Source organism: Nioella sediminis (assembly GCF_001879695.1).
GTDB classification, from domain to species: Bacteria; Pseudomonadota; Alphaproteobacteria; order Rhodobacterales; family Rhodobacteraceae; genus Nioella; species Nioella sediminis.
In genome coordinates, this window is the sequence record NZ_MNBL01000147.1 from 1 (window position 1) to 24658 (window position 24658).

The following is a 24658-nucleotide window of genomic DNA, read 5'->3' on the forward strand; positions in this document are numbered from 1 at the left end:
TCCAGTTCGGTCTCGACTGAGAAATTCCCGTTAGGCAGGGAGACGTCCTTCCTGGACCCGGGCTGATCCCTCGCCAAACCTGCACGCTCCCCCGTCCCAAGGGGAGCGTGCTTTGCCATTGACGGGGACTTGCGTCGGTCGCATGGATCGCAATGTCGGTTTCCCCCGGCGTGATGCCCGCAAACAGGGTAAACAGGCGGCAATCCCAACAGGAAGCGGTTCCATGTTCCTCAGCGTTTTCGACATCTTCAAGATCGGTATCGGCCCGTCCTCGTCCCACACGATGGGGCCAATGACGGCGGCGGCGCAGTTCCTCGAACAGCTGCGCACCGGATTGCGGGAACCCGGCGCCGGAGATGTGGCGCGGGTCATGTGCTCTTTGCACGGGTCCTTGGCGTTTACCGGCAAGGGCCATGCGACCGACCGGGCCGTGATCCTGGGGCTATTGGGGTTTCTTCCGGCCACGATCGACCCGGACAAGGCGGAAGTGGCGGAAGCAGTGCTGAAAGACAGCCACACCCTGACGCCGGAGGGTTTGCCCCCCCTGTCATTTGATCCCGAAAAGGACGTGGTGTTCGATTTCGGGCCGCCGCTGCCGGGCCATGCCAACGGGATGATCCTGCGGGGCTTTGATGCGGCCGGGAACCTCTATATGGAGGAAACCTATTACTCCATCGGCGGCGGTTTCGTGATGACCGCGGCCGAACTTGATCGCCACAAGCAGGGCGGGGCCGAGGAGCTCCATGCGGAGAAAGCCGCACACGGGTATCCCTATCCGTTCGGTTCGGCGGAGGAGATGCTGCGCATGGGGCAGATCTCGGGCAAGTCCATTGCCGAGATGAAATGGGAAAACGAGGCCACACATGGTGGCCGCGCCGAGGTCAAAACGCGACTGGACGCGATCTGGTCAACTATGGACGCCTGTATCGACCGGGGACTCTCCCAGGAGGGGATCCTTCCCGGCGGGCTGAAGGTACGACGCCGGGCGAAGGCGATCCACGAACAGCTGCTCTCCGAGCGTGGCACGAACCTGGCGCAGCCGCACACCGTCAATGACTGGCTCAGCGTCTACGCCATGGCCGTCAACGAAGAGAACGCCGCTGGCGGCAAGGTCGTGACGTCGCCCACGAACGGAGCTGCCGGGGTCGTCCCGGCTGTCCTGCGCTACTACCGCGATCATTGCATCGGCGCCACCGAAGAGGGTCGGCGTACCTTCCTGATGACCGCTGCCGCGGTAGGCGGCCTGATCAAGCATAATGCCTCGATCTCGGGCGCGGAGGTCGGCTGTCAGGGCGAGGTCGGGTCCGCCGCCGCGATGGCCGCTGCCGGGCTTTGCGCCGCCTTGGGAGGCACGAACGAGCAGATCGAGAACGCCGCCGAGATCGCGCTCGAACACCATCTGGGCATGACCTGCGACCCGGTCGCGGGCCTGGTGCAGGTGCCCTGCATCGAACGCAACGGGTTGGGGGCGATCAAAGCTGTCTCCGCCGCTTCGCTGGCTTTGCGCGGCGACGGGCAGCATTTTATGCCCCTGGACAACTGTATCGAGGCTATGCGCCAGACCGGGATCGACATGAGCGAGAACTACAAGGAAACCAGCCGTGGCGGCCTTGCCGTGAATATTCCGGAATGCTGAGAACATCTTGATCACTCCGCTGCCGTGGCTTCTGCGGCCTGAATCCGTTCTTCCTCTTCGATGTATCGAAGCAGCATTTCCTTCGCCGCCTCGTCCGTGACCTTGAAATCGCTGATCCGGTTGCGGTTGAGCATATGCCGCAGCTTGGGCAGGTTGCGGGCACCGAGCGCGCCGTCGAGCCGTTCGTTCAGCTGACCCGCCGCCGATTTGGCGCGCAGCCACTGGCGCAGGTATTCGTGATCGGTCGGGGCCCGTTCGCACCAGACGCGCTCGAAGGTCATCATGATGAAATCCTGTACGGATTTGTACAGGTGGCGCCGGTCTTCCTTGAAGGGGTAGTTGAAGATGTCGGCCACGATTTCGTAGGACGGCCAATAGAAGATATGCTCTTCGTCCTTGAATTCCCGCATCACTTCGTCGATGGCAACGCGCAGCACGGCCTTGGATACGCTGTTGGCGCTGATGCAGCTTTCATCGCGGAAGGTGGCGATCAACGGAATGGGCGACAGGGTCAGGATGATCTTGGCATCCGGGCGATGCTTGCGGATCAGGCGGTAGATTTCCCGTAGATTGTCGGCGTTTTCCTGGGCGGTCGAAACACGGAATTTATGACGTTCGGGGTCGTACTTGTCCTTCGGCAGGGTGCGCCAGAAGACACCTCCGGTCGGTTCGTCATACCAGACCTCGGACAGGCCAAGGGTCAGGATGAAGACGTCGGTTTCATTGAAGAGCCGCAGCGTTTCAGCGCGTACATCTTCGTCATAGCCGAACTCTTCCGACTTGTAGCCATGCCACAGGGGCGCGTCGAAGCTCTTGGCCTCGAACGCCCATTCGAACTGCTGGCGGATGACGAAGGTGTTGACCATTCCCTCGCCGCAGCTGACCACATAGGCGTTGCTTTCCTTGTTGCGGGTCAGCACGTTGTAATGGCGAGAGGCCAGCCAGTCCGAGATATAGGCGGCAAAGCAGCTGCCGAAGGCGGTCACTTTCGTGGTTTCATTGATGCAGGGGGCGGGAGGTTCCCAGCCTTTCAGCACATAGTCCAGAACAGCCGTTTCCGGCATCATCTGCATGGCCTTGGGTGGGCGGCTGCCCTTTGATCCCCGGAACCATGTCTGGTGGACACGTCCCTCTTTCGTGGATTCGTTGCCTGCCACACGATCTGCCGCCTTGGTCACCGCGGCCGGGTCCAATAGTTTGGTCATCTTGTACCTTCTGCTCGATCCGGGCTTTTGTGCCCGGTTTTCCTGAATCGTAGCAGAGATGACGAAAAAATGAATCCCCTTTTCTTGGAAGGGGTTCGGAATGTGTCAGACGGGGGCGCGCATGGTATCTCCGGGGTCGAAACCGGCATCCATGGTGATGATCTGATCGCAGCTTTCACCGGCCACGCGCGCGGCGATGATCTGGGCCGCCGCGCGGCCGATCTCCAGCCTGCGCGTGTCCATCGTGGCCAGGCGCATCGGCAGACCATCAAGGATCTCCACCGCGTTGAACCCGGCAAGCCCCAAATCCTGGGGAATGCGAATGCCCTTCTCAAGGCAATACAGCAGCCCGCCTGCGCCGATCATATCATTGGAATAGTAGAGGAAATCGAGGTCGGAGTGCCGCGTCAGCATCTCTTGTGTCATCTCGCGTCCTTTGCCCAGGCCCGAACCGCCGGAGTAGAAGATGCGATCCACCAGATCGACTCCGGCCTCGTTCAGAACGGCTTCAAACCCTTCCAGCCGTTTCCGCGCCCGGTAATCCAGCGGCATCTTGGTGCCCATGAAGCCGATCCGCCTATAGCCGCGCAACAGGATCTCTTTTGCCATGCGCGCCCCGGCGGCGCGGTGGCTGATGCCGACCATCGCGTCGATCGGGTCGCCATCGGCATCCATGATCTCGACCACCGGAATGCCGGAATTGGTCAGCATGGCAATCGACGCCTCGGAATGCTCGATCCCCGCAACGATCATGCCCGACGGCCGCCAGGACAGCATCTCGTAGATCACTTCCTCTTCGCGTTCCGGCTTGTAGTGGGTTGCCCCGAAGACCGGTTGCAGCGGTGTGTCATCCAGCACGTCCGAGATGCCCGCCAAGACCTGCGGGAACACCATGTTGGACAGCGACGGGATGACCACACCGACAAGATTGACGCGCGACGAGGCCAGCGCCCCGGCGATCTTGTTGGGTACGTAGCCGAGCGACCGGGCTGCCTCCAGAACCCGCGCCCTTGTGGCCTGCGAAACGTCCCCCCGGTTGCGCAACACACGGCTGACCGTCATTTCCGACACGCGCGCGGCCTCGGCCACATCGCGAAGGGTCAGTTGAGGTCGACCTGGATCTTGGCTTCTGGGGGGCAAGGCGGCGGGCTCCGGTTGATTGCGATAACACGACTGTTACGCACTTCCGGGCGGCTTGTCCAAACCAGAACGTCGCAGACGGATTTTTCCCGGCCAAGCGCTTGCCAGCGCGGACGGAATTGGCCAGAACGGGCAAAGGCTGGCCCCGTGGCTCAACTGGATAGAGCAGCCCCCTCCTAAGGGGCAGGTTGCAGGTTCGAATCCTGCCGGGGTCACCACTTTAGTCGATGAAATGCACCAGCCCTTCGCGGACCAGCCGACGCAGCAAGACAGCTTTGCCCGCATCGTCCAGATCACCCGGCAGATCAGCCATCGTGAAGCGCGGGGTGGAGATTGCATATTCCAGCGGTTCGCGGGCATGGGCGGGCAGGGTGATCACGGTGCCTTGGCAGGACAGGGCGACGCTGTCGGGCTGGTCGCCCTTCGCGGGCACATCTGTCAGGCGGTAGATCAGAGTCGGGCGGGCCCCCATCACGCTGTCGGGGCCAAGCCCGTCAAGCCGCGCCATCTGGGCAAGTTGATCATGCGCGCGGGGCAGGCGGGTGGCGATGAAATCTTCGCGGAACTCGTTCAGCACGGGGTCCAGAGTGGCACCTGACAGCTTGCCCAGAAGAGCCGAGAATTTGGCCTCGGCCCCGCTGCCTTCAAAGCCCTCATTGGCAAAGCCCGGCGGCAGTCCCTCGCGGAATTCGGCGTCACTCAGGGCCATTTTCCGCACCGCCTCGACCATCACATCGGCCCAGGACCGCATCATCAGCCCCGTCGTGATATGCAGGCTAGTCTGGTCGGTCGACACCGCATCATGGGTCAGCCCTCGGGGCACATAGACCATGTCGCCCGGTTCCAGCACGAAACTGTCGGTCATCTCGCCGATCGGGACGTCATGGGGGTTGAAGGCCTGTTCCTCCAGCGGAAGGTGAACGGGCGTGTCGTAGATGCGCCATTCCTTGGTGCCCTCGACCTGCAGAACCAGAACGTCATGTCCGTCGTAGTGGGCCTTGAAACCCTGGCTATGGGCGGGGGTCATGTAGATGTTTGTCTGCACGCGGGCGGAGAAGACCTTCTCCAGCTCCCGGCAGAACATGGCCAGCTTCGGCAGCCGTTCCTGAAGGTTCGACATGATGATCGTCGCGCCCTCGGCGAAGAGCTGATTGACCGCGACCGGATCAACGAAGCCGCTGCCATAGGCGAAATCGGCTGCGGTAATCTCCCGATCCGCCTGGACAACGTTCACTTCGGGCACTGACAGCCCGAGCGTTGAGACCGCCCAGTCAATATCGGCGCTCGCCAGCAGGCTGGAATAGTAATCCGCCTGCCCCCTGCGAATGACCAGATGCTTCTTTTCAAACGAATGGTCGAAGAAGTCCTTTGCGGTGACCGGTGCAATGGCCTGATCGAAACTCATGGACATCTGTCCGCTCTCCCATCTGCTGACTGGAGCGTCAGCTCTGCATCGTGCCGGAGGGGCCGCAACCGGCGTGAATTGGCCGATGGACGGAGGCGGGCATTGACGGGCTTACCTGTTGTCCATATAGTTCGTGTGAGTATTACACATGATTTGGCAGCAAGGAAGGCCACCATGTCTAAAAAAGATAAGACCGGCCAAAAGACGCTGACCGACAGCGATATTTCTACCGCGCGTCCGGCCCGGCGGGCCGTGCTTGGCCTGATGGCAGCGAGTGGAGTTGTGGCGCTGACCCCGTCGACAGCGCAGGCCAGCGACGTGGACAACGGAAACTGGACCGACAGCGGGTCTTGTCCGCGTGGCGGAGGTGGGGCCTATACCGGCCACACCGATAGCGACAATGGCCGCATTACGGATCGAGGCGGCTATGGGCGCGGTGCGCCTTACTGCTGATTTCGGTGCAACATCTGCTATAGTTCACGTCGGGCCCCTAGGGGCCCGTGCATTCATCAGACCAAAGGATTGGACCGCCAATATGACCGAGAAATCCGACAAGACCCTGACGGATAGCGATATTCAGGTGGGCCGCAGTGGACGGCGGCGGTTCCTTGGTCTGGCTGCCGCCGGTGGCACGGTTGCGATTCTACCGGGTCAGGCGCAGGCCGCCGATGGCGATACCGGATCATGGAGCGATGGCAACGCCTGCCCGCGTGGTCCCGGCGGCACCCGCACCGGCTATACCGACAGCGACAATGGCAGCATTTCGGACAGGTCCGGCTATGGTCGCGGGCGGCCCAACAATTGCTAGGCCGGACCCCGGTCAGATCATCTTGATCACGTCCTTGTCGATCGCCAGCATATAGCCCCGGCGGGCGATGTTCTTGACCAGCAATTCGCTGACCATCTGATTGCCGAGCGTATCGCGCAGGCGTTTGATTCGCGTGGCCCCGGCGGCTTCCTCGCAATCCGATGCCGGTTTCCCGGACACCATTGATTCGATTTCCGCGCCGGACAGCACGTCGTCATCCATCCGCGCCTCGGCCAGAACCGACAGGGTTTCCATCGCGGCGGCGGTCAGCTTGAATTCCATGTTGTTGAGGTAGACGACCCCCTCTTCACGGCTGACGACCAGCGAAGACACCTGGATGCCAGACCGCTCGATCTCATGCATGCGGCGGTTCAGGGTGATGATCGTGACGAGGAAGACGAGACAGGCAATCAGCAGCGCCGTGGCGAAGACGATCAGCACGAAGATGATCGCGCGATAGCTGGCCAGAACCTTGGAAAAGGTGGTCCCGGATTGCGCCAGAATCTCAAGGATTCTTATGGATTCCGTGGTGGTCAACGCATCGTTGACGACGAAGATCTCCTCGACCGCGTCGTTGAACGCGCCTGCATCGGGCAGGTAGGAGAACAACAAAATCGCCGCCACCGCGAGGATGGCGACGACTGCCACGATCCCGAGCTGTACGACCCGGGTACCGGTGATCCGCGACTCAGAAGCGGAGGTAGTATTGTCCTGCACGGTCTCTCCTCGAATCGAGGCCGGTCTCGTCGAAGACCGACATAACTTCCAGGAGCTGCCAGCCGCCCGTCAGGCGACCTGCGATGTTCGACGCAGCGGCGCCAACCGAACAGGCAGAATCCGGCAACTCGATCACACCGTAATGCAGGCGGAGCGGGTTATCCATCTTTGCCTTGTAATCGGCGAAGCAAGTTGCGTTGGCCGTAGTGGCGAGCCCGATGAGGGCGAGGGAAAGAATAAGCTGTTTCATGAGGTTGAGTTAGTGTCAGATGGCCCTGTCATTCAATATCAGACGCCCGAAAACGGCCTGTTATCCGATATCGAGGGGCTGATATTGCCTGTCTGACCGGGTCAGGGGGATTTTGGACGCACCAGCCGCGCATGCCCGCGGTGTTTCATGACGTGCCCCCAACACTCATCTACCCGGAGACCAACCCATGTTTAAATCCCTTCCCAAATCCCTTGCCGCCGTGGGGCTGGCCGTGACCGTCGCCCTGACGGGCACCTTCGCCAGCACCACCGAAGCCCGCGCCGACCGCGATGACCTGCGCACCTTTCTGGGTGCAGCCGCTGGTATCGTGATTCTCGGCAACATCCTGAATGACCGTCACAACCGCACCCACTACTATGCGCCCGCGCCGGTCACGCGCTACGTTGCCCCGCCCGCCACGCATTATGTGGTGCCGCAGGTGATCGTGCCGAACCTCGTGGCCCCAAGGTCCTGCCACCGCCGCTTCGAGGGTCCGAATGTCGATATGCGCGCTTTCGGTGCCCATTGTTTGCAGCAGCACGTGCCCCATTATGCGGCCCTGCCCGGCAGCTGCCGCGAACGCATCTTCACCTATCAGGGCTGGCGCGACGTCTATGATGCGCAATGCCTTTACCGCCATGGCTGGGTTCGGTCGTAACGGCTGACCAGCTTTCGTCGAGCAGTGCGACGGAAGGCGGCGGGGCTGTGGCCCCGTCGTCTTTTTGTTGTGTCTGTAGGGCTGCCATGGTTTCTGGCCGCATGGCAGAGGGACCGGATTTCAGTTTCGAGATGCAGATCGGCGGCCGCGTGGCCGGCGTGGACGAGGTGGGGCGGGGTCCCTTGGCCGGGCCAGTGACTGCCGCCGCCGTAGTGCTGGACCCTGCCGCGATCCCCGAGGGGCTGAACGATTCCAAGAAGCTGACCGCCCGCAAGCGCACGGCGCTGCTGGAAACGATGCTGACCAGTGCCGAGGTGTCGCTTGGGTGGGCCAGCGTCGAGGAGATTGACGCGCTCAACATCCGCAACGCCACCTTCCTTGCCATGACCCGCGCCCTTGCCGGGCTTGCCCCCGTTGATCACGCCCTTGTGGATGGCAACGCCTTGCCGCCCGATCTGCCCTGTCCCGCCACCACGATCATCAAGGGCGACGGGCGCAGCCTGTCGATTGCCGCGGCATCAATTGCGGCAAAAGTTGGGCGAGATGCGCACATGATGGCGCTTTCAAGGCAATTTCCGGGCTATGGTTGGGAGAGGAACGCAGGCTACCCCACAGCGGATCACAGACAGGCGCTTCTAGATTTGGGGGTGACCCCTCACCATAGACGCAGCTTCAAGCCCGTCCACAATATCTTGTATCAAGAAAAATCTATAACCTCCTGATTCAAAAAAGAAATTGACGGCGAATCACCTTTGACTCATCCTTGGGGCACAAAATGAGTGCCCGAAAGAGGCGCCAAGTCAGAGGCAGTAATGACCAAGAAAACGCAAGACACGGGGGCGTCCGCGCTTCCGCTGAACACCATATTGTCCGGGGACTGCATCGATGTGATGAACAGTCTGCCCGAAGCGTCCGTCGATCTGATCTTCGCGGACCCGCCCTATAACCTGCAGCTCAAAGGCAACCTGCACCGGCCCGACAATTCCATGGTGGATGCCGTGGATGACCATTGGGACCAGTTCGACAGCTTTGCCGTCTATGACCGCTTCACCAGAGAATGGCTGAAAGCGGCACAGCGGCTGCTGAAGCCAAATGGTGCGATCTGGGTCATCGGCAGCTATCACAACATCTTCCGTGTCGGGGCCGAGCTTCAGAACCAGGGCTACTGGATTCTGAATGACGTGGTCTGGCGTAAATCGAACCCGATGCCGAACTTCCGGGGCAAACGCCTGACCAACGCGCATGAAACGATGATCTGGGCGTCGAAATCCGAGGGCGCGAAATACACCTTCAACTATGAGGCGCTGAAGTCCCTGAACGAGGGTGTGCAGATGCGGTCGGACTGGGTTCTGCCGATCTGCAACGGGCATGAGCGTTTGAAGGATGAAAAGGGCGACAAGGCCCATCCGACGCAGAAACCCGAAAGCCTGCTGCACCGCATTCTGGTTGCCACGACCAATCCCGGTGACGTCGTGCTCGACCCGTTCTTCGGGACCGGCACCACCGGCGCGGTCGCCAAGAAACTGGGCCGCGACTATATCGGGATCGAGCGTGAAGCGGCCTATCGTGACGTGGCCGAGAAACGCCTGAAATCCATCCGCCGGTTCGACCGGTCTTCGCTGGAGGTCACCACCTCCAAACGGGCAGAGCCGCGCATTCCCTTCGGCCAACTGGTGGAACGCGGGTTGCTGAACCCCGGCGAAGAGCTGGTCAGCCCGCGCGGCAAGGTGGCCAAGATCCGCGCCGATGGAACGCTTGTGGTGTCCAACACCAAGGGCTCTATCCATCAGGTGGGCGCCAAGCTGGAAGGCGCACCGTCCTGCAATGGCTGGACCTACTGGCACTTCCGGCGTGAAGGCAAAACCGTGCCGATTGATATCCTGCGCCAGCAGGTCCGGTCGGAACTCAGCGGCTGAGAACACCAAGAAATTACCGCCCGTGCCTGTGGTCTGAATGGTCGCGGCACGACACCTATCCCCGCCCGCGGCAACGCGCTGGCGGGGCTTTTTCACGTCACTGTGACTGGACTCAGGGATATCTACCTACTAGTTGGTAGATATGACCATGAAAGCCAATCTCTTGACTCACGCCGAAGCCTTGGCCCGCAGCCGCGGGATCGACGCGTTCAGCTATGCCGATCTTGCTGCCGCCACCGGCATCCGCAAGGCGAGTGTTCATTATCACTTTGCCACCAAGGCCGATCTGACTCTCGCTTTGATTGAAGACTATGCCGCGCGTGTCGCTGACAGGCTGAACCAAATCGAAGCCCAAAGCGCCGCTGCCTCTGGTGCCTTGCGTGATTTCCTGCAGCTTTATCATGACGCGCTTGGTACAGGTGACAGCCTATGCCTCTGCGTGGCTTTCAGTGCGGCGACGGACAGCCTGCCCGAAGCGAGCGTCACGCGGGTCGAAGCCTTTCGCAATGACGTGACCGCTTGGCTCAACGCCCAGTTCGACCGCGCGCGACAGGACGGATCGGTTCGCGCCCTGTCCGATCCCGCGCAGGAGGCCGCCGCGCTGTTTGCCCTTGTCGAAGGCGCACAGCTCGTCGCCCGCGCCGCCCGCAACCCTGACCGCTTCACCGATGCGGTCGCACACTTCTCTGACCGACTGCTGATGGGAGCCATCCAATGAAACTCAACGCCGACTTCTCCAAACGCGTTGTCATCCGGCCCGACGACTACGATTGGGTCGATTCCCCCGCATCGGGCGTTCAGCGGATGATGCTGGACCGGATCGGGGAAGAGGTGGCCCGCGCCACGACCATCGTGCGCTTTGCCCCGAACAGCCAGTTCGATCCCCATACCCATGGCGGAGGCGAGGAGTTTCTGGTGCTGGAGGGCGTCTTCTCGGACGAACACGGCGACTACCCGGCGGGCAGCTATGTGCGCAATCCGATCGGCACGTCACATCGCCCCCATATCGGGCCAGAGGGCTGCACGATCCTGGTCAAGCTGTGTCAGTTTTCCGAAACGGATACCGATCAGAAGGCCATCGACACGCGCAAGGCGGCGTTCCTGCCCGGATCGCGCCCCGGCCTGACGGTCCTGCCGCTGCATTCACATGAGGCGGAGAATGTCGCGCTCGTCAGATGGGCCCCCGGCACGCGCTTTGCCGATCATGCCCATTGGGGCGGTGAAGAGATCTTCGTGATCGAAGGCACCTTTCAGGACGAGCATGGCGACTATCCCGCCGGCACCTGGATCCGCAGCCCGCACCTGTCGCGCCACAACCCGTGGTCGGATGAGGGATGCCTGATCTATGTAAAGACCGGGCACCTGCCGGACATGGCGGCCTAGCTGGCCCCGCGCGGCATGGGTGTCTTGCCCTTGTTGTAAGCCTGCCAGTCTGTGACTTCCGGGTAATACATCTGCCGCCAGCGGCGCACGCGCGGGTTCATGTGCCTGCGCCAGAGCGGCGGGAACAGGGCAATGGCGGTCATCGCCGGATAGCCAAGTGGTAGCTGCGGGGCGTCGGCCTCTGAGTATGTCTGCAACAGCGGGAAGCGACGGCTTGGCTTGTAGTGGTGGTCCGAATGGCGTTGCAGGTTGATCAGCAGCCAGTTGGACACGCGATGCGAGGCGTTCCAGCTGTGGCGCGGCTGGACATGCTCGTATTTGCCATTGCCCAGGTGCTTTCGCGTCAGTCCGTAATGTTCGATATAGTTGGTCAGCTCCAATAGCGACACGGCGATAAAGGCGGCGAACAGGAACAGGCCAAGCCCGGCCCATCCGCCGACGATCAGCACCAGAATGATCATCGCGCCCTGCAATGCCCAATAGCGCCAGAACGGGTTGGCCGCGTCATGCCAGGGCCGCCCCTTGCGGGCCAGCATCGCCTTCTCGGCCCGGAAGGCGGATTTCGGGCAGTCACGCAGCACCCGCCAGAAAAACCGGTGGAAACCCTCGTTATAGCGCGCCGTCACTGGGTCACGCGGGGTACCCACATGGATGTGGTGAACCAGCAGATGTTCGCTGCGGAAATGACTGTAGAGCACCGAGGCCATCAGCAGATCGCCCAACCAGCGTTCCAGCTTGTTTTTCTGGTGCATCAGCTCATGCGCGTAGACGATGCCGATGCCTCCCGACATGACGCCGACGCCGTAGAACAGCAGCAGCTTTTCCCAAGTGGCGAGGTGGCTCGAATGGGTCGTGTACCAGATTAGGGACAGGACGGTGACGAATTGCACCGGAAACCAGATCAGCGTGACCAGTCGGTACCAGAACAGCCCGTCATCGGGTGTCTCGGGATCGGGGTTGTCCTGGTTGAGGCCAGAGATCGCATCGAGCAGCGTCGTCAGCCCGATGGCGTAGAGTGGCAGCAGCAGCAGCGCCAACCCCCCGGCCCAGGCCCCGAACACCGCCAGCGGCACCAGCAGGACCGACATCCAGAAGGGCAGGGCGTTTTGCAGTTTGGCAACCTGAGAGGCGGGGATCATCGCGGGGGCCTTTGTGACAGGGCGTCGGGTACTGGTGACACGGATTGCTGAAAACGAGTTAAACGCAGTCTTGCGCAAGCGGCAGCGTATCTCAATCCTCTGGCCACGCACCTTGCGCGAGGTCAAAGGCCTTTCGCATCACCGTGGGCAGGTTCGCGGGGCGGAAGGCATCGCGCGTCAGAAAATTGCCCCGGTCGGGTTCGGCGGTGGTCACCAAGGCCAGTCGCAACGACAGGCGCAGGTGGAAATGCGTGAAGGTATGGCGCACCTCCAACCCCGGATCGTGCCAATCAGCCTTTAGAGGAGGCGCCTCCCGTGGGGCGTCCTCGGTCCAGTCGGTGCCGGGCCAGCCGAGCATCCCGCCAAGCAACCCCTTCTCGGGTCGGGTCTCCAGCAGCCACGCGCCATCCGCTCGTCGAGCCAGATAGGCAATTCCGTACCGGATCGGCTTAGCCTTCCTGGGGGACTTTCGGGGCAGATCAGCGGCTATACCCTCAGCCCGCGCTTGGCACGGATCGCGCAGGGGGCAGATGCCGCAGGCAGGATTGCGGGGCGTGCAGATCGTCGCGCCAAGGTCCATCACCGCCTGCGCATGGTCGCCGGGGCGCAGCGCGGGCGTCAGCCGGGAAGCATGAGATTTCAGGAGCGGTTTCACCTCAGGCAGCGGCGTTGTTTCCGCAAAGAGCCGCGACATCACCCGTTCCACATTGCCATCCATCACCGGCGCGGGCCGGTCGAAGGCGATGGAGGCGATGGCGGCGGCGGTATAGGGGCCGATGCCGGGCAGGGTCAGCAGGCCCTCCTCCGTATCGGGAAACGCACCACCATGCTCGTCCGCCACCACGCGGGCACATTTCAGCAGGTTGCGTGCGCGGGCGTAATAGCCAAGCCCGGCCCATTCGCCCATGACCTCGGCATCCTCTTCTGCTGCCAGCGCCTCCACCGTCGGCCAGCGTGTTGTGAACCGGTGGAAATAGTCTTTAACGGCGGCAACGGTCGTCTGTTGCAGCATGACCTCTGACAGCCAGACCGCATAGGGGTCGGGCACCACACCCGCGGCTCGGTCCGCAGGCCCAACCCGCCACGGCAGCACGCGCGCGTGCCGGTCATACCAGTCCAGCAGGACGGCGCTGTAATCTTCGTCACGCAAGTTTTATCTCTCCGCCCGTTGCTGACCCATTGGTTCCCCCGCCCGGGAAGGATAGATTGACAGGGATGAAAGGAAACCCGATGCCCGCAGCCCGGCCCAAAATGCCGCCCAAGCCGCCCCGCCGCAAGCGCGGGTTCGAGGCCGCGTCCAAACTGGTCGCCGGGCATCTGCGCGGGCCGCTGGAAAAGCGCGGGTTTTCAGAAGCCAAGCTGATCACCCATTGGCCCGAGATCGTGGGCGAGGAGATTGCCGCGAGTGCCATGCCGGTCAAGATCCGCCACGCACATGGCGGGATAGGTACGACGCTGGTATTGCTGACCACCGGCGGCCATGCACCGCTGCTGGAAATGCAGAAGGATGCGATCCGCCAGAAGGTCAATGCCTGCTACGGCTACAACGCCGTCAGCAAGGTGCAGATCACCCAGACCGCGCCAACCGGCTTTGCCGAGGGGCAGGTACAGTTTGCCGCCCGGCCCAAGCAGAAACCTGTGCCAAGCCCGGAGGTTTTGCAGGCCGCCCATGCCGCTGCCGCCCCAATTCACGACGAACGTCTGAAAGAGGCGCTTGAACGCCTTGCCCGGAACGTTCTAACCAAGAACAGCCATTGAGGAGAGCATTCATGTCCCGCACCCTTATTCTGTCTGCCCTGTCCGCCGCTATGGTGGCATTGGGCGGGTATCTTTACCTGACCGCCTCGCAGTCGGTGAACCAGACCCTCAGCCAGCCGCTGATGGCCGCCAGCGCGCAAGAGGCCGGCAGCACCGATACCGCCCCCGCAGATGCAGGCGAGGACGCTGCCGTTGAAGTGATCGAGATGGTGATGGGCGATGAGGATGCGCCGATCACGGTGATCGAATACGCCTCCTTCACCTGCCCGCACTGCGCCCGCTTTCACGAAGAAGTCTACCATGACCTCGTGACGAACTATGTCGACACGGGCCATATCCGCTTCATCATGCGCGAGGTGTATTTCGACCGCTACGGCCTGTGGGCCGGTATGGTGGCCCGCTGTGGTGGCCCGCTGCGCTATTTCGGTATCTCCGAGATGATCATGGAAGAGCAGCGCGATTGGGTGCAGGGCGAACCGGCTGAGGTTGCTGCCAATCTGCGCCGCCTTGGCCTGCGTGCGGGCCTGTCCAACGAGGCGCTGGATGCCTGCCTGACCAATAACGACATGGCGCAAGCCATGGTGACCCTGTCGCAGGAACAGGCGGAAGCCGATGAGGTTCAGGGCACCCCAAGCTTCGTGATCAATGGCGAGATGTATTCCAACATGAGCTACGCGGCCTTTTCCGAAGTGCTTGACGGGCTGCTGGCTGAAATCGAGGGATGAGCACGCCGCTTGAAGGGCTCAAGGTACTAGAGCTTGCACGTATCCTGGCCGGCCCTTGGGCCGGTCAGACTTTGTCGGATCTTGGGGCCGAAGTGACCAAGGTCGAAAGCCCCGCGGGCGATGATACTCGCCAGTGGGGGCCGCCCTTCATCGAGCGCGAGGGAGATCGCACGGCGGCCTATTTCCATTCCTGCAACCGGGGGAAGCGGACGGTCACCGCCGATTTTCGCACGCCCGAGGGTCAGGAACTGGTGCGCAAGCTGGCCGTCGAATCCGACATCCTGATCGAGAATTTCAAGCTTGGCGGGTTGAAGAAATACGGGCTGGACTATGACAGTCTGTCGCAAATCAACCCCCGGCTGATCTATTGCTCCATCACCGGGTTCGGGCAGACCGGCCCCTATGCGCACCGCGCGGGCTATGACTACATCATTCAGGGCATGTCGGGGCTGATGTCGATCACTGGCGACCCCGATGGTCAACCGCAGCGCGTCGGGGTCGCGGTCACTGATCTCTTCACCGGGCTTTATTCCGTGAACGGCATCCTTGCCGCGCTGTATCAGCGGGAACGGACCGGGAAGGGCCAGCATATCGATATGGCGCTGCTGGATTGCGCCGTGTCGATCACGGCCAATCAGGCGATGAACTATCTGGCGACGGGCACGCCACCGGGCCGGACGGGAAACTATCACCCCAACCTGACACCCTATCAGGTCTTCGATTGCGCCGACGGCTTCATCATCATCGCAACTGGTAATGATGCCCAGTATCGGCGGCTTTGCGGTATTCTGGGTCTGGAAGAGATGGCAGAGGCGCCAGAGTTCCTGACCAATGCCGATCGCATCGCCAACCGTGAGACCATGATCGCCCGCCTGATGGAGCGCACCCGCCAGCGCAGCAAGGCCGACCTGCTGGCTGCCTGCGAGGCCGAGGGCGTGCCTGCCGGGCCGATCAATGACATGGCCGAGGTCTTTGCCGACCCACAGGTTCAGGCACGCGGGATGCGGATTGATCCCGAAGGCGTGCCGGGTGTGCGGTCGCCGTTCCGGTTCTCGGATGCCGAACTGAAGCTGGACCGGGCCTCGCCCAAGCTCAGGCCTTAGGCCAACAGCCGATCCAACGCGGCGTCCAGAAGCTCCGGGTTGTCCAGCCGCAACCGGACCGGCACCGTCAGCACCTTGCGGCGGAACCGGTCGGGCAGGCGGACGGCATCTTTTTCGGTGGTCACCAGTTGCGCGCCCAGATTGAACGCATCCTGTTCCAGCCGTGACAGCAAGGCATCGGTCAAGGGCTGGTGATCTGACAGAGGTTCAGCGCGCCGAACATCTGCCCCCACGGAACGAAGCGTGGCGAAGAACTTGCCCGGATGTCCGATCCCGGCGAAGGCCAGCACCGGCAGCCCGTCGAACGGCATGCCCGTGGGCAGCGGCTCCAGCCTGCCGGTGAGGTGGGGCAAGCGGATGTCATTGGCCCAGTCTCCCTTAAACCGTTCCTGTGCCTTTGCTGGCCCGATGGACAGGACCAGATCGGCACGGGCAAGCCCCGCTGCGACCGGCTCTCGCAGGGGTCCTGCGGGGATGGTCTTGCCGTTGCCGAAGCCGCGCGCGGCATCCACAACGATGATCGACAGATCCTTGTGTAGGGCCGGGTTCTGAAACCCGTCATCCATCAGGATCACCTCGGCCCCGGCCTGAACGGCGGCATCCGCCCCGGCAGCGCGATCCTTGGCGACCCAGACCGGCAGGAAGGCGGCCAGCAGCAGCGGTTCGTCGCCCACGGCGTCGGCCTTGTCCGTGGCCTCGTCCACACGGTGCGGTCCTTCGACCGTGCCGCCATAGCCACGACTGACCACATGGGCGGCAATGCCGCGCTGTGTCAGTCGCTCGGCCAGGGCGATTACAGTCGGTGTCTTGCCGGTGCCGCCCGCGTTCAGGTTGCCGACACAGATCACCGGAACCCCGGCGCGATGCGGATGGCCCTTGCGCAACCGTCGGGCCGTGGCACCTGCATAGATCGCCCCGAGCGGTGACAGCAGCAGGCTCAGCAGCCCCGGTTTGTCATGCCAGAACCGCGGCGCCTGCATCAGTCCGCCGTCAGCCGCGGGGTGCGGTCCAGATGGTCGAACAGCATGTCGAGCGCCTTGTCGGTCACCTCTGCCCCGGCGGAGCAGACCTCCCAGGCCGCATGGGCCATCTCGGCGGCACGATCGGGATTCAGCAGGTCGTTGACAGCTGCCGCCAGTGAATCAGGAGAGGACACCAGCCGCGAGGCCTTGGCTTCGGCCAATCGCTGAAAGATATCGACGAAATTGCTGACATAGGGCCCGTGCAGAATGACCGAGCCGAGTGCTGCGGGTTCAAACGGGTTATGTCCGCCAATGGGCTCCAGCGACCCGCCAACAAAGCTGATCGGTGCAAGGCGATACCAAAGGCCAAGCTCACCGAGCGTATCGGCCAGATAGACGGCAATATCGGGGTCGGGTTGTTCCCCCGCGCTGCGGCGGGCGAAACTGAAACCCTGGGCTTCGATCAGCGCGGCGACGTCGTCCCCCCGATGCGGGTGACGCGGGACCAGCACCAGCAGCAACCGGGGATTGACCTTGAGGGCCTGTTTGTGGGCGTCGAGGATCTTCTGTTCCTCACCCTCATGGGTCGAGGCCGCCAGCCATGTGGGGCGCCCGTTCAGGTGCCGGGCCAGTTTGGCGCGCACGGTCTCGTCGCAGGGCAGAGCGGCGGCCCCTTCCTTCAGCGTTCCGGTGACATGCAGCCGGTCGCCCGGCAGGCCCAGGTGCCGAAGGTAAGAGGCGGTCAGATCGTCCTGAACATGCGCTTCATCGAACTGTTCCAGCAGGCGGCGCACCATGCCCCGCAGGAACCGCCAGCGGTCGTGGCTGGTTTTCGACATGCGCGCATTGATGATCACCATGGGAATCGACCTGGCCTTGGTTTCCAGGATCAACGCGGGCCACAGCTCGCTTTCCGTCCAGACGGCCAGATTAGGGCGCCAGTGATCGAGGAACCGGCGGACATAGGGCAGGGCATCGACCGGGATGAACTGATGAAAGGCCGCAGACGGCAGGCGCGCGGCCATCACTTGCGCCGAGGTGACCGTGCCGGTGGTCACCAGAAAATGCTGGTCGGGCCGTTCCTCCGACATGCGGCGGATCAATTCCAGCAGCGACAGGGATTCGCCCACGCTGGCGGCATGAAACCAGATCAGATCGCCCTCTGGCCGCTCCATCCCCGCAATGCCCCGGCGCTCGTCGATGCGGTCGGGGTCTTCCTTGCCGGCATCCAGCCGCGCGGACAGCTTCCTCTCGGCATAGCGCGTGGCGCGGGCCGAAAAGGCCATATAGGCCGAAAGCGCAAGGGAAAACCGCATCAAAGGGGTGCTTTCAGCTATCGAGTTCTTCGGTCGGGGACGCCTCACGCTCTTCGTCGCGCAGGCGGTGAATATGGGCGATGTAGTAACGCATATGGGCATTGTCCACGGTGCGCTGCGCCGCGTCCTTCCATGCGTCATAGGCGCTGGCGTAATCGGGGAACATGCCGACGATGTCGATGGCGTCGACATCCTTGAAGGCGCTCTTGGTCGGGTCGATCAGCTCGCCGCCGAAGACGAGGTGCAGGCGTTGTGTCATGGGGGCCTCGGGGGTTGGTGCCACAGCTTGGCGGCACCCTAGGCATTTGCGGGCAGGGGTCAAGCGGGCCAGCCGTCGCGCGGCAATCACGCGGAAAACCCGCCAGCGGGTAGAACTGAAAACGCGCCCCCGATACCCCGGAGGCGCGCAGATCATGTCAGCGGATGCAGGCCCCGTTAGTGGAACTTGCGGATCTCGCCGGACTTCAGCCGCGACAGGTAGCTGTCCAGCTCGCGTTTGACGATCGGCATCAGCAGATACAGCGCGACGATGTTGACCACGGCCATGGCGAAGATCGCCGCGTCCGAGAAGTCGATGACCGGGCCGAGGCTGGCGGCAGCACCGATAACGACGAAGATGCAGAAGATCACCTTGAACACCAGTTCGGTCGTCTTGCCTTCGCCGAACAGGAAGGTCCAGGCCTTGAGGCCATAGTAGGACCAGCTGATCATGGTCGAGAAGGCAAACAGGATCACCGCGATGGCCAGCACGTATTTGAACCAGCCAAAGGCCGAGGAGAAGGCCGCCGAGGTCAGCGCCACGCCCGAGTTGCCGTCGACGGTCTGGATCGCGCTGCCACCTTCGTTCAGCAGGTAAAGCCCGGTTTCAGGGTCGGATACCAGCTGCCCGGTGATGATGATCACCAGCGCGGTCATGGTGCAGATCACCACGGTGTCGATGAAGGGTTCCAAGAGCGATACGAAGCCTTCGGTGATCGGCTCTTTCGTCCGCACAGCCGAGTGCGCGATTGCAGCGGAGCCAACGCCCGCTTCGTTCGAGAACGCGGCCCGTTTGAAGCCCTGGATCAGAGCACCGACCATGCCGCCCGCAACGCCAAGCCCGGTGAAGGCCCCTTCGAAGATCTGGCCAAAGGCCCAACCGATCATGTTGGCATTCATCAGCAGGATGACCAATGCGGTCACCACATACATCACGCCCATGATCGGCACGACTTTCTCGGTGACTTTCGCGATGGACTTGAGGCCACCGACGATCACAGCAAACACGATACCCGCGAAGATCACGCCGGTGATCCAGCCGGGATAATCGCCAATGACGTTGGTCAACTGCGCATGGGCCTGGTTGGCCTGGAACATGTTGCCGCCGCCAAGCGCGCCGAGGATACAGAAGATCGAGAACAGGATCGCCATGGCCTTGCCGCCGGGGATGCCACGTTCCGCGAAGCCCTTGGTCATGTAGTACATGGGGCCACCCGAAACGGTGCCATCCTCGTATTCATTCCGGTATTTCACGCCGAGCGTACATTCGGTGAATTTCGACGCCATGCCCATGAGGCCCGCGAGGATCATCCAGAAGGTTGCGCCCGGGCCACCGATGCCGATGGCGACGGCCACACCGGCGATGTTGCCAAGGCCCACGGTGCCGGAAAGTGCGGTTGCAAGCGCCTGGAAGTGGCTGACTTCGCCCGCATCGTTAGGGTCGGAGTAGTCGCCTTTCACAAGGGCGATGGAATGCGGGAAGGCGCGGAACTGAATCAGCCCGAAATAGACTGTGAAGATGGTCGCCGCGATCACCAGCCAGGCCACGATCCACGGGAAGGTGGTGCCCGGGAAGGGGCTGAAGATGAAGTTGACGAACCAGCCGGTGGAATTTGCGAAGATCTCGTTCACGCGCTCGTCGATGGATTGGGCCATGGCGGGTGCGGATGCAGCCAGCCAGGCCGTCGCGGCGATTGCCGCGGCCTTGTAATGCGTTTTCATGACGTGTCCTGACTAAGGATTATGGAACAATGGTCACGGCGACCGGCGCGGCCTGCGCCAGGCTGCCCGCAACTGATCCGAACAGGCGGGACGACAGGCTGGAATGCCCGGTCCGGCCAATGACGATCTGATCTGCGCCTTCTTCCTTGGCGATGCTGATCAGCGTTTCGGCGATATGGCCATAGCGAAGGGCGGTGGAAACCGCGACGCCGCTTGCTTTCACGCTTTCCACCACGGGGGCCAGGATCGCCTTTTCAGCGCGTTCCAGCTCTTCCCCGCGCCGCTTGTGACGCTCTTCCAGCTCTGTCGGGGTCAGAAAGGAATAGGGTGACCATTCCAGGACATGGGCGATGAGAAGCTCACCCCCGTTTTTGCGGGCCGCTTCGACAGCGAAGGTCAGGGCCGCTCGGCCGCTTTCGCTGCCGTCGAACCCGACGACGATCTTTTGGGACATTCATGCCTCCCTTGGGTTGTTTTCGCCTCCTCCGAGACAATTCAAAGATACCATTGGTGGGGCAAAAAAGATTCCCATATTTCTTGCACAAGAAGATAATTTGCGAAAAATGGAGCAAAATACGCTCAAAGGAGGGAAAATTTCCGATGGATCACTTGGACGTGAAAATTCTTTCCGTCTTGCAGAGGGACGGGCAGATATCAATGGCTCGGCTGTCCGAGCAGGTCGGTCTGTCCCTGTCCGCCTGCCACCGGCGCGTCAAGCTGCTGGAGGGCAGCGGCAAGATCGCGAATTACACGGCGCGGCTCAGTCGCAAGGCCGTGGGGCTTGAAATCCAGATCTTCATCGAGGTCAAGCTGGCGAGCCAGCGCAAGGAACACATCACGGCTTTCGAAAAGGCGATCCGGCACATGCCGGAGATTCTGGAATGCCACATGATCTCGGGCGAGTTCGACTATCTGATCCGCCTTGCGGCGCGAAATACCGAAGCCTACGAGAAGCTCTATCGTGATCGCCTGTCCGAGATTCCGTCCGTCACTCAGATGAAAACGCTGCTCAGCCTGTCGACGGTGAAAGAGTTTCAGGGCTATCACCTGGAGTGACGATTAGGGCACCGGAAATGGCGCCCCGAATTCCCCGCAAAGGGGCGTTTCGAGGAACGTCGCCAGCGCTGCCCGCCCGGTGATCGTTGCCAGCGCAAGGGACAGCTTGGCATAGGCAGCCTCCAGCGTCATGTCGCGCCCGTCGATCACCCCGTGATCCAGCAACACCGCCCCGGCGGCGTAGTGGCCAAGCGATGTGCCACCTGCCAGCGTTTCACTGACCGCGACAACCGGGATGCCTCGGCCTGCGGCGCACACCAGCCCCTGTTCCAACAACGGATCGTCGGGCACGGTGCCGCTGCCATAGCAACGAAGGACCACGCCGTCGCTGTGATCCATGGCAAAGCCCACCACCCGCATGTCGCAACCGGGTGCGACCGGCACCACGGCAATCCGCGCCTCCCCGAAGCGATGCTGTGTCAGCATCCCACCCTCGCGGCGCGGGGGTCTGTCCGACAGCATGGCGGAAAACGCGTCGGGGGCGGAACTGTGGATCTTGCGCGCCCGCGGACCGCGCAGCAGCTTGCCTGCGAACTGGATCCAGACGCCGGGCTCTGCCGTTTGCGTTGCCGCTAGCGCGTCGCGCAGATTGGCCCATCCGTCGCTATCCTGACCGCCAAGCGGGATCATCGAGCCGGTCAAGATCACCGGCTTGTGCAATCCCTCAAGCGCCATGGTCAGGGCCGAGGAGGTGAAGGCGAGCGTGTCGGTGCCATGTGTGATCAGGATCGCATCGCAGCTGTCCGCCCGCGCCACGATCTCGGCGGCCAGCCGGTTCCAGTCTGAGGGCGTCGCGTTGGCGCTGTCGATCAGCGGTTCCAGCCGGACGATCTCAATATCCAGGTCATTCCCGCGCTCCGCCATCGCCCGGTCAACAGCGTGCTCGACGACCCCAAGCTCCGGCTTCAGGCCGCGCGCGGTCGGGACCATGCCGATGGTGCCGCCGGTGTGAAGCAGCAGGATACGATTTCGCGGGTTCATTTCGGGACAGGCTCTCGCATAGGTTGCGGTGCGCTTGGTGCGCCGATCAAGAGGGCCGGTCAAGGGGCAAGGGCCGCGAAATGAAAGAGATTGCTTTCAAACCGCTGAAAATCCGTGTATGGCCCCGCCATCTGAGACGTGATGCCTTTGACCCCGGGCGCATGAACAGGATTGGGGTCGGCGGCAATGGGGCCGCCATGCAATCGGGAGACCCGGCAGGGGCTGGGAGTGCTCCCATCGAGGATACGATACATGTTCAACGTTACGACGAAATCCATGCAGTGGGGCGAGGAAACGCTTACACTGGAAACGGGCAAGATTGCCCGCCAGGCAGATGGCTGTGTCATCGCCACGCTCGGTGAAACCTCGGTCATGGCCGCGGTGACCTTCGCCAAGCAACCCAAGCCGGGGCAGGACTTTTTCCCGCTGACCGTGCACTACCAGGAAAAATACTACGCCGCCGGTAAGGTTCCGGGTGGCTTCTTCAAGCGCGAGGCGCGTCCGACCGAAAAGGAAACGCTGACCGCGCGCCTGATCGACCGTCCGATCCGCCCGCTTTTCGTGCCCGGCTTCAAGAACGAAGTTCTGGTCATGTGCACGGTGCTGAGCCACGATCTGGTCAACGATCCCGACATCGTCGCGATGATCGCAGCCTCCGCCGCGCTGACCATTTCCGGCGCGCCCTTCCGTGGCCCGATTGCGGGCGCACGCGTTGGCTTCGAAGATGGCGAATACGTTCTGAACCCGACGGTCGACGACATGCACGACCTGCGCAACAACCCCGATCAGCGTCTTGATCTGGTTGTGGCCGGCACCAAGAACGCCGTGATGATGGTGGAATCCGAGGCTTACGAGCTGTCCGAGGCAGAGATGCTGGGTGCCGTGACCTTCGCGCATGAGCAGATCCAGCCGGTGATCGACCTGATCATCAGCCTGGCCGAAGATGCCGCGAAAGAGCCCTTCGATTTCCAGCCTGCCGATTACTCGGAGCTTTACGACGCCGTGAAGGCGGCTGGCGAGGACAAGATCCGCGCAGCCTACGCCATCACCGACAAGCAGGAACGCACCACCGCCGTTTCCGACGCCAAGGCCGCCATTATCGAGGCCCTGACCGAGGAACAGCGCGAGGATGAGAACCTCGGAACCGCGCTGAAAAAGCTGGAAGCCGCCGTTCTGCGCGGTGACGTGGTCAAGACCGGCAAGCGGATCGACGGCCGTGCACTGGATACCGTGCGCCCGATCGTGTCTGAAACCGGCCTTCTGCCCCGGACCCATGGTTCGGCCCTGTTCACCCGTGGTGAAACACAGGGTCTGGTCGTGACCACCCTTGGCACCGGCGACGACGAACAGTTCATCGACGCCCTGCATGGGAACTTCAAATCGAACTTCCTGCTGCACTACAACTTCCCGCCCTACTCGGTCGGTGAAGCCGGTCGCGTGGGCCCTCCGGGCCGTCGTGAAATCGGTCACGGCAAACTGGCATGGCGCGCCCTTCAGGCCGTTCTGCCCGCCGCCACCGATTTCCCCTACACGATCCGCGTTGTGTCCGAGATCACCGAGTCCAACGGCTCCTCCTCCATGGCGTCCGTCTGTGGCGGTTCGCTGTCGATGATGGATGCGGGTGTTCCGTTGAAAGCCCCTGTTGCCGGTGTGGCCATGGGCCTGATCCTGGAAGACGACGGCGATTACGCGGTTCTGACCGACATCCTGGGTGACGAGGATCACCTCGGCGACATGGACTTCAAGGTTGCGGGTACTGAAGCGGGTATCACCAGCCTGCAGATGGACATAAAGGTTGCGGGCATCACGCCCGAGATCATGTCCAAGGCGCTGGAACAGGCCAAGGCTGGCCGCCTGCACATCCTGGGTGAAATGGCCAAGGCCCTGACCGAAGCGGGGTCCTTCTCGATCCACGCCCCGCGTATCGAGACCATGCAGATCCCGACCGACAAGATCCGTGAAGTGATCGGTTCGGGCGGCAAGGTCATCCGCGAGATCGTGGAAGTCTCGGGCGCCAAGGTCGACATCAACGACGACGGTATCATCAAGATCGCCAGCCCGAACGGCGAAGCCATCCAGAAGGCCTATGACATGATCCACGCGATCGTGGCAGAGCCGGAAGAAGGTCATATCTACAAGGGTAAGGTCGTGAAGATCGTCGATTTCGGCGCCTTCGTGAACTTCTTCGGCAAGCGTGACGGTCTGGTGCATGTGTCCCAGATCGAGAACCGCCGCCTGAACCATCCCTCCGACGTTCTGAAGGAAGGTCAGGAAGTGTGGGTCAAGCTGCTCGGCTTCGACGATCGCGGCAAGGTCCGGCTGGCCATGAAGATGGTCAACCAGGAAACCGGCAAGGAAGAAGCGCCGGACGCTGGCGAATAAGCCCAAGCATCAGCTACATGCCCATGACCCCGGAGATTTCTCCGGGGTCATTTTTTTGCCGAAATTTTCGGAAAAACTGTGTAAAGATAAGGATAACGAGCAGACCTGCCCGCAAGAGCGCACACCGCCGGGGGCAGA

General features: G+C 62.2%; 26 protein-coding genes and 1 tRNA gene. 14 read left to right on the plus strand and 13 right to left on the minus strand.

What is annotated here, in order from left to right:
- Nucleotides 1–223 precede the first annotated feature (223 nt).
- A complete protein-coding gene (locus tag BKY26_RS16480; RefSeq protein ID WP_071691472.1) occupies nucleotides 224–1636 on the plus strand; it encodes an L-serine ammonia-lyase in 1413 nt (470 codons plus the stop codon).
- An 11-nt stretch (nucleotides 1637–1647) separates the two neighbouring features.
- Here the strand turns inward: BKY26_RS16480 and BKY26_RS16485 are convergent, their stop codons facing one another.
- Together BKY26_RS16485 and BKY26_RS16490 are read right to left on the minus strand one after the other, a co-directional pair.
- Complete coding sequence (locus BKY26_RS16485) at nucleotides 1648–2841, minus strand: GSCFA domain-containing protein (RefSeq protein WP_071691473.1); 1194 nt, start codon at nucleotides 2839–2841, stop codon at nucleotides 1648–1650.
- A gap of 105 nt (nucleotides 2842–2946) precedes the next feature.
- Nucleotides 2947–3981 carry a LacI family DNA-binding transcriptional regulator gene (locus tag BKY26_RS16490; protein ID WP_071691474.1) on the minus strand — a complete coding sequence of 345 codons (1035 nt, stop codon included), beginning with the start codon at nucleotides 3979–3981 and terminating at the stop codon, nucleotides 2947–2949.
- A 141-nt stretch (nucleotides 3982–4122) separates the two neighbouring features.
- Between BKY26_RS16490 and BKY26_RS16495 the strand changes: the two genes are divergently transcribed.
- A tRNA-Arg gene (locus BKY26_RS16495) sits at nucleotides 4123–4199 on the plus strand.
- Between the two features lie 2 nt (nucleotides 4200–4201).
- On the opposite strand, the gene BKY26_RS16500 is transcribed toward BKY26_RS16495, so the two are convergent.
- Nucleotides 4202–5392: a cupin domain-containing protein gene (locus BKY26_RS16500; RefSeq protein WP_083431490.1), complete on the minus strand. Its 1191-nt coding sequence runs from the start codon at nucleotides 5390–5392 to the stop codon at nucleotides 4202–4204.
- Nucleotides 5393–5560: 168 nt separating this feature from the next.
- On the opposite strand from BKY26_RS16500, the gene BKY26_RS16505 reads away from it, so the two are divergent.
- The gene (locus BKY26_RS16505; protein WP_071691476.1) at nucleotides 5561–5839 is read left to right on the plus strand and encodes a hypothetical protein; all 279 of its coding nucleotides are present in this window, start codon (nucleotides 5561–5563) and stop codon (nucleotides 5837–5839) included.
- Nucleotides 5840–5921: 82 nt separating this feature from the next.
- Entirely contained in the window at nucleotides 5922–6194 is a 273-nt protein-coding gene (locus BKY26_RS16510) for a hypothetical protein (protein ID WP_071691477.1), read from the plus strand.
- A 12-nt stretch (nucleotides 6195–6206) separates the two neighbouring features.
- Here BKY26_RS16510 and BKY26_RS16515 read toward each other — a convergent pair whose 3' ends face one another.
- Together BKY26_RS16515 and BKY26_RS16520 are read right to left on the minus strand one after the other, a co-directional pair.
- A complete protein-coding gene (locus BKY26_RS16515; protein WP_071691478.1) occupies nucleotides 6207–6911 on the minus strand; it encodes a winged helix-turn-helix domain-containing protein in 705 nt (234 codons plus the stop codon).
- Nucleotides 6883–7161, minus strand: a complete 279-nt coding sequence (locus BKY26_RS16520) for a hypothetical protein (RefSeq protein ID WP_071691479.1) — start codon at nucleotides 7159–7161, stop codon at nucleotides 6883–6885. The genes BKY26_RS16515 and BKY26_RS16520 overlap by 29 nt, the downstream gene beginning before the upstream one ends.
- Before the next feature lie 187 nt (nucleotides 7162–7348).
- Here BKY26_RS16520 and BKY26_RS16525 point away from each other — a divergent pair, with 187 nt between their 5' ends.
- The 5 genes from BKY26_RS16525 (at nucleotide 7349) to BKY26_RS16545 (ending at nucleotide 11118) form a co-directional block, all read left to right on the plus strand.
- Complete coding sequence (locus BKY26_RS16525) at nucleotides 7349–7819, plus strand: hypothetical protein (protein WP_071691480.1); 471 nt, start codon at nucleotides 7349–7351, stop codon at nucleotides 7817–7819.
- 101 nt (nucleotides 7820–7920) lie between these two features.
- On the plus strand, nucleotides 7921–8541 hold the full coding sequence (locus BKY26_RS16530; RefSeq protein ID WP_071691481.1) for a ribonuclease HII: 621 nt from the start codon (nucleotides 7921–7923) through the stop codon (nucleotides 8539–8541).
- 90 nt (nucleotides 8542–8631) lie between these two features.
- Nucleotides 8632–9735 (plus strand): site-specific DNA-methyltransferase, encoded by a 1104-nt coding sequence (locus BKY26_RS16535; RefSeq protein ID WP_071691482.1) that lies wholly within the window; start codon nucleotides 8632–8634, stop codon nucleotides 9733–9735.
- 148 nt (nucleotides 9736–9883) lie between these two features.
- The gene (locus BKY26_RS16540; RefSeq protein ID WP_158514351.1) at nucleotides 9884–10453 is read left to right on the plus strand and encodes a TetR/AcrR family transcriptional regulator; all 570 of its coding nucleotides are present in this window, start codon (nucleotides 9884–9886) and stop codon (nucleotides 10451–10453) included.
- Nucleotides 10450–11118 carry a cupin domain-containing protein gene (locus BKY26_RS16545; RefSeq protein WP_071691484.1) on the plus strand — a complete coding sequence of 223 codons (669 nt, stop codon included), beginning with the start codon at nucleotides 10450–10452 and terminating at the stop codon, nucleotides 11116–11118. The genes BKY26_RS16540 and BKY26_RS16545 overlap by 4 nt, the downstream gene beginning before the upstream one ends.
- On the opposite strand, the gene BKY26_RS16550 is transcribed toward BKY26_RS16545, so the two are convergent.
- Both BKY26_RS16550 and mutY read right to left on the minus strand, forming a co-directional pair.
- A complete protein-coding gene (locus BKY26_RS16550; RefSeq protein ID WP_071691485.1) occupies nucleotides 11115–12257 on the minus strand; it encodes an alkane 1-monooxygenase in 1143 nt (380 codons plus the stop codon). The two genes, BKY26_RS16545 and BKY26_RS16550, sit on opposite strands and share 4 nt — an antisense overlap.
- Nucleotides 12258–12348: 91 nt before the next feature.
- Nucleotides 12349–13407, minus strand: coding sequence for an A/G-specific adenine glycosylase (mutY, locus tag BKY26_RS16555; RefSeq protein ID WP_071691486.1), 1059 nt, complete (start codon nucleotides 13405–13407; stop codon nucleotides 12349–12351).
- 101 nt (nucleotides 13408–13508) lie between these two features.
- On the opposite strand from mutY, the gene BKY26_RS16560 reads away from it, so the two are divergent.
- Genes BKY26_RS16560 through BKY26_RS16570 form a run of 3 tightly spaced genes read left to right on the plus strand, consistent with a single transcriptional unit; the run spans nucleotide 13509 to nucleotide 15843 of the window.
- The gene (locus tag BKY26_RS16560; protein ID WP_071691516.1) at nucleotides 13509–14015 is read left to right on the plus strand and encodes a DUF721 domain-containing protein; all 507 of its coding nucleotides are present in this window, start codon (nucleotides 13509–13511) and stop codon (nucleotides 14013–14015) included.
- 11 nt (nucleotides 14016–14026) lie between these two features.
- Nucleotides 14027–14740 carry a DsbA family protein gene (locus BKY26_RS16565; protein ID WP_071691487.1) on the plus strand — a complete coding sequence of 238 codons (714 nt, stop codon included), beginning with the start codon at nucleotides 14027–14029 and terminating at the stop codon, nucleotides 14738–14740.
- On the plus strand, nucleotides 14737–15843 hold the full coding sequence (locus BKY26_RS16570; protein WP_071691488.1) for a CaiB/BaiF CoA transferase family protein: 1107 nt from the start codon (nucleotides 14737–14739) through the stop codon (nucleotides 15841–15843). Before BKY26_RS16565 ends, BKY26_RS16570 begins: the two co-directional genes overlap by 4 nt.
- On the opposite strand, the gene lpxK is transcribed toward BKY26_RS16570, so the two are convergent.
- The 5 genes from lpxK to BKY26_RS16595 form a co-directional block, all read right to left on the minus strand.
- Entirely contained in the window at nucleotides 15840–16823 is a 984-nt protein-coding gene (gene lpxK, locus BKY26_RS16575) for a tetraacyldisaccharide 4'-kinase (protein ID WP_071691489.1), read from the minus strand. The genes BKY26_RS16570 and lpxK overlap by 4 nt on opposite strands.
- Entirely contained in the window at nucleotides 16823–18121 is a 1299-nt protein-coding gene (locus BKY26_RS16580) for a 3-deoxy-D-manno-octulosonic acid transferase (protein ID WP_071691490.1), read from the minus strand. The genes lpxK and BKY26_RS16580 overlap by 1 nt, the downstream gene beginning before the upstream one ends.
- Before the next feature lie 13 nt (nucleotides 18122–18134).
- A complete protein-coding gene (locus BKY26_RS16585) occupies nucleotides 18135–18380 on the minus strand; it encodes a DUF4170 domain-containing protein (protein ID WP_071691491.1) in 246 nt (81 codons plus the stop codon).
- A 176-nt stretch (nucleotides 18381–18556) separates the two neighbouring features.
- Nucleotides 18557–20101, minus strand: coding sequence for an alanine/glycine:cation symporter family protein (locus BKY26_RS16590; protein WP_071691492.1), 1545 nt, complete (start codon nucleotides 20099–20101; stop codon nucleotides 18557–18559).
- Between the two features lie 19 nt (nucleotides 20102–20120).
- Complete coding sequence (locus BKY26_RS16595) at nucleotides 20121–20555, minus strand: universal stress protein (RefSeq protein WP_071691493.1); 435 nt, start codon at nucleotides 20553–20555, stop codon at nucleotides 20121–20123.
- 146 nt (nucleotides 20556–20701) lie between these two features.
- Here BKY26_RS16595 and BKY26_RS16600 point away from each other — a divergent pair, with 146 nt between their 5' ends.
- On the plus strand, nucleotides 20702–21157 hold the full coding sequence (locus BKY26_RS16600) for an Lrp/AsnC family transcriptional regulator (RefSeq protein ID WP_071691494.1): 456 nt from the start codon (nucleotides 20702–20704) through the stop codon (nucleotides 21155–21157).
- 3 nt (nucleotides 21158–21160) lie between these two features.
- On the opposite strand, the gene BKY26_RS16605 is transcribed toward BKY26_RS16600, so the two are convergent.
- On the minus strand, nucleotides 21161–22201 hold the full coding sequence (locus tag BKY26_RS16605) for an asparaginase (protein WP_146632874.1): 1041 nt from the start codon (nucleotides 22199–22201) through the stop codon (nucleotides 21161–21163).
- 189 nt (nucleotides 22202–22390) lie between these two features.
- Between BKY26_RS16605 and pnp the strand changes: the two genes are divergently transcribed.
- The gene (gene pnp, locus BKY26_RS16610) at nucleotides 22391–24520 is read left to right on the plus strand and encodes a polyribonucleotide nucleotidyltransferase (protein ID WP_071691496.1); all 2130 of its coding nucleotides are present in this window, start codon (nucleotides 22391–22393) and stop codon (nucleotides 24518–24520) included.
- The last annotated feature ends 138 nt before the right edge of the window (nucleotides 24521–24658 follow it).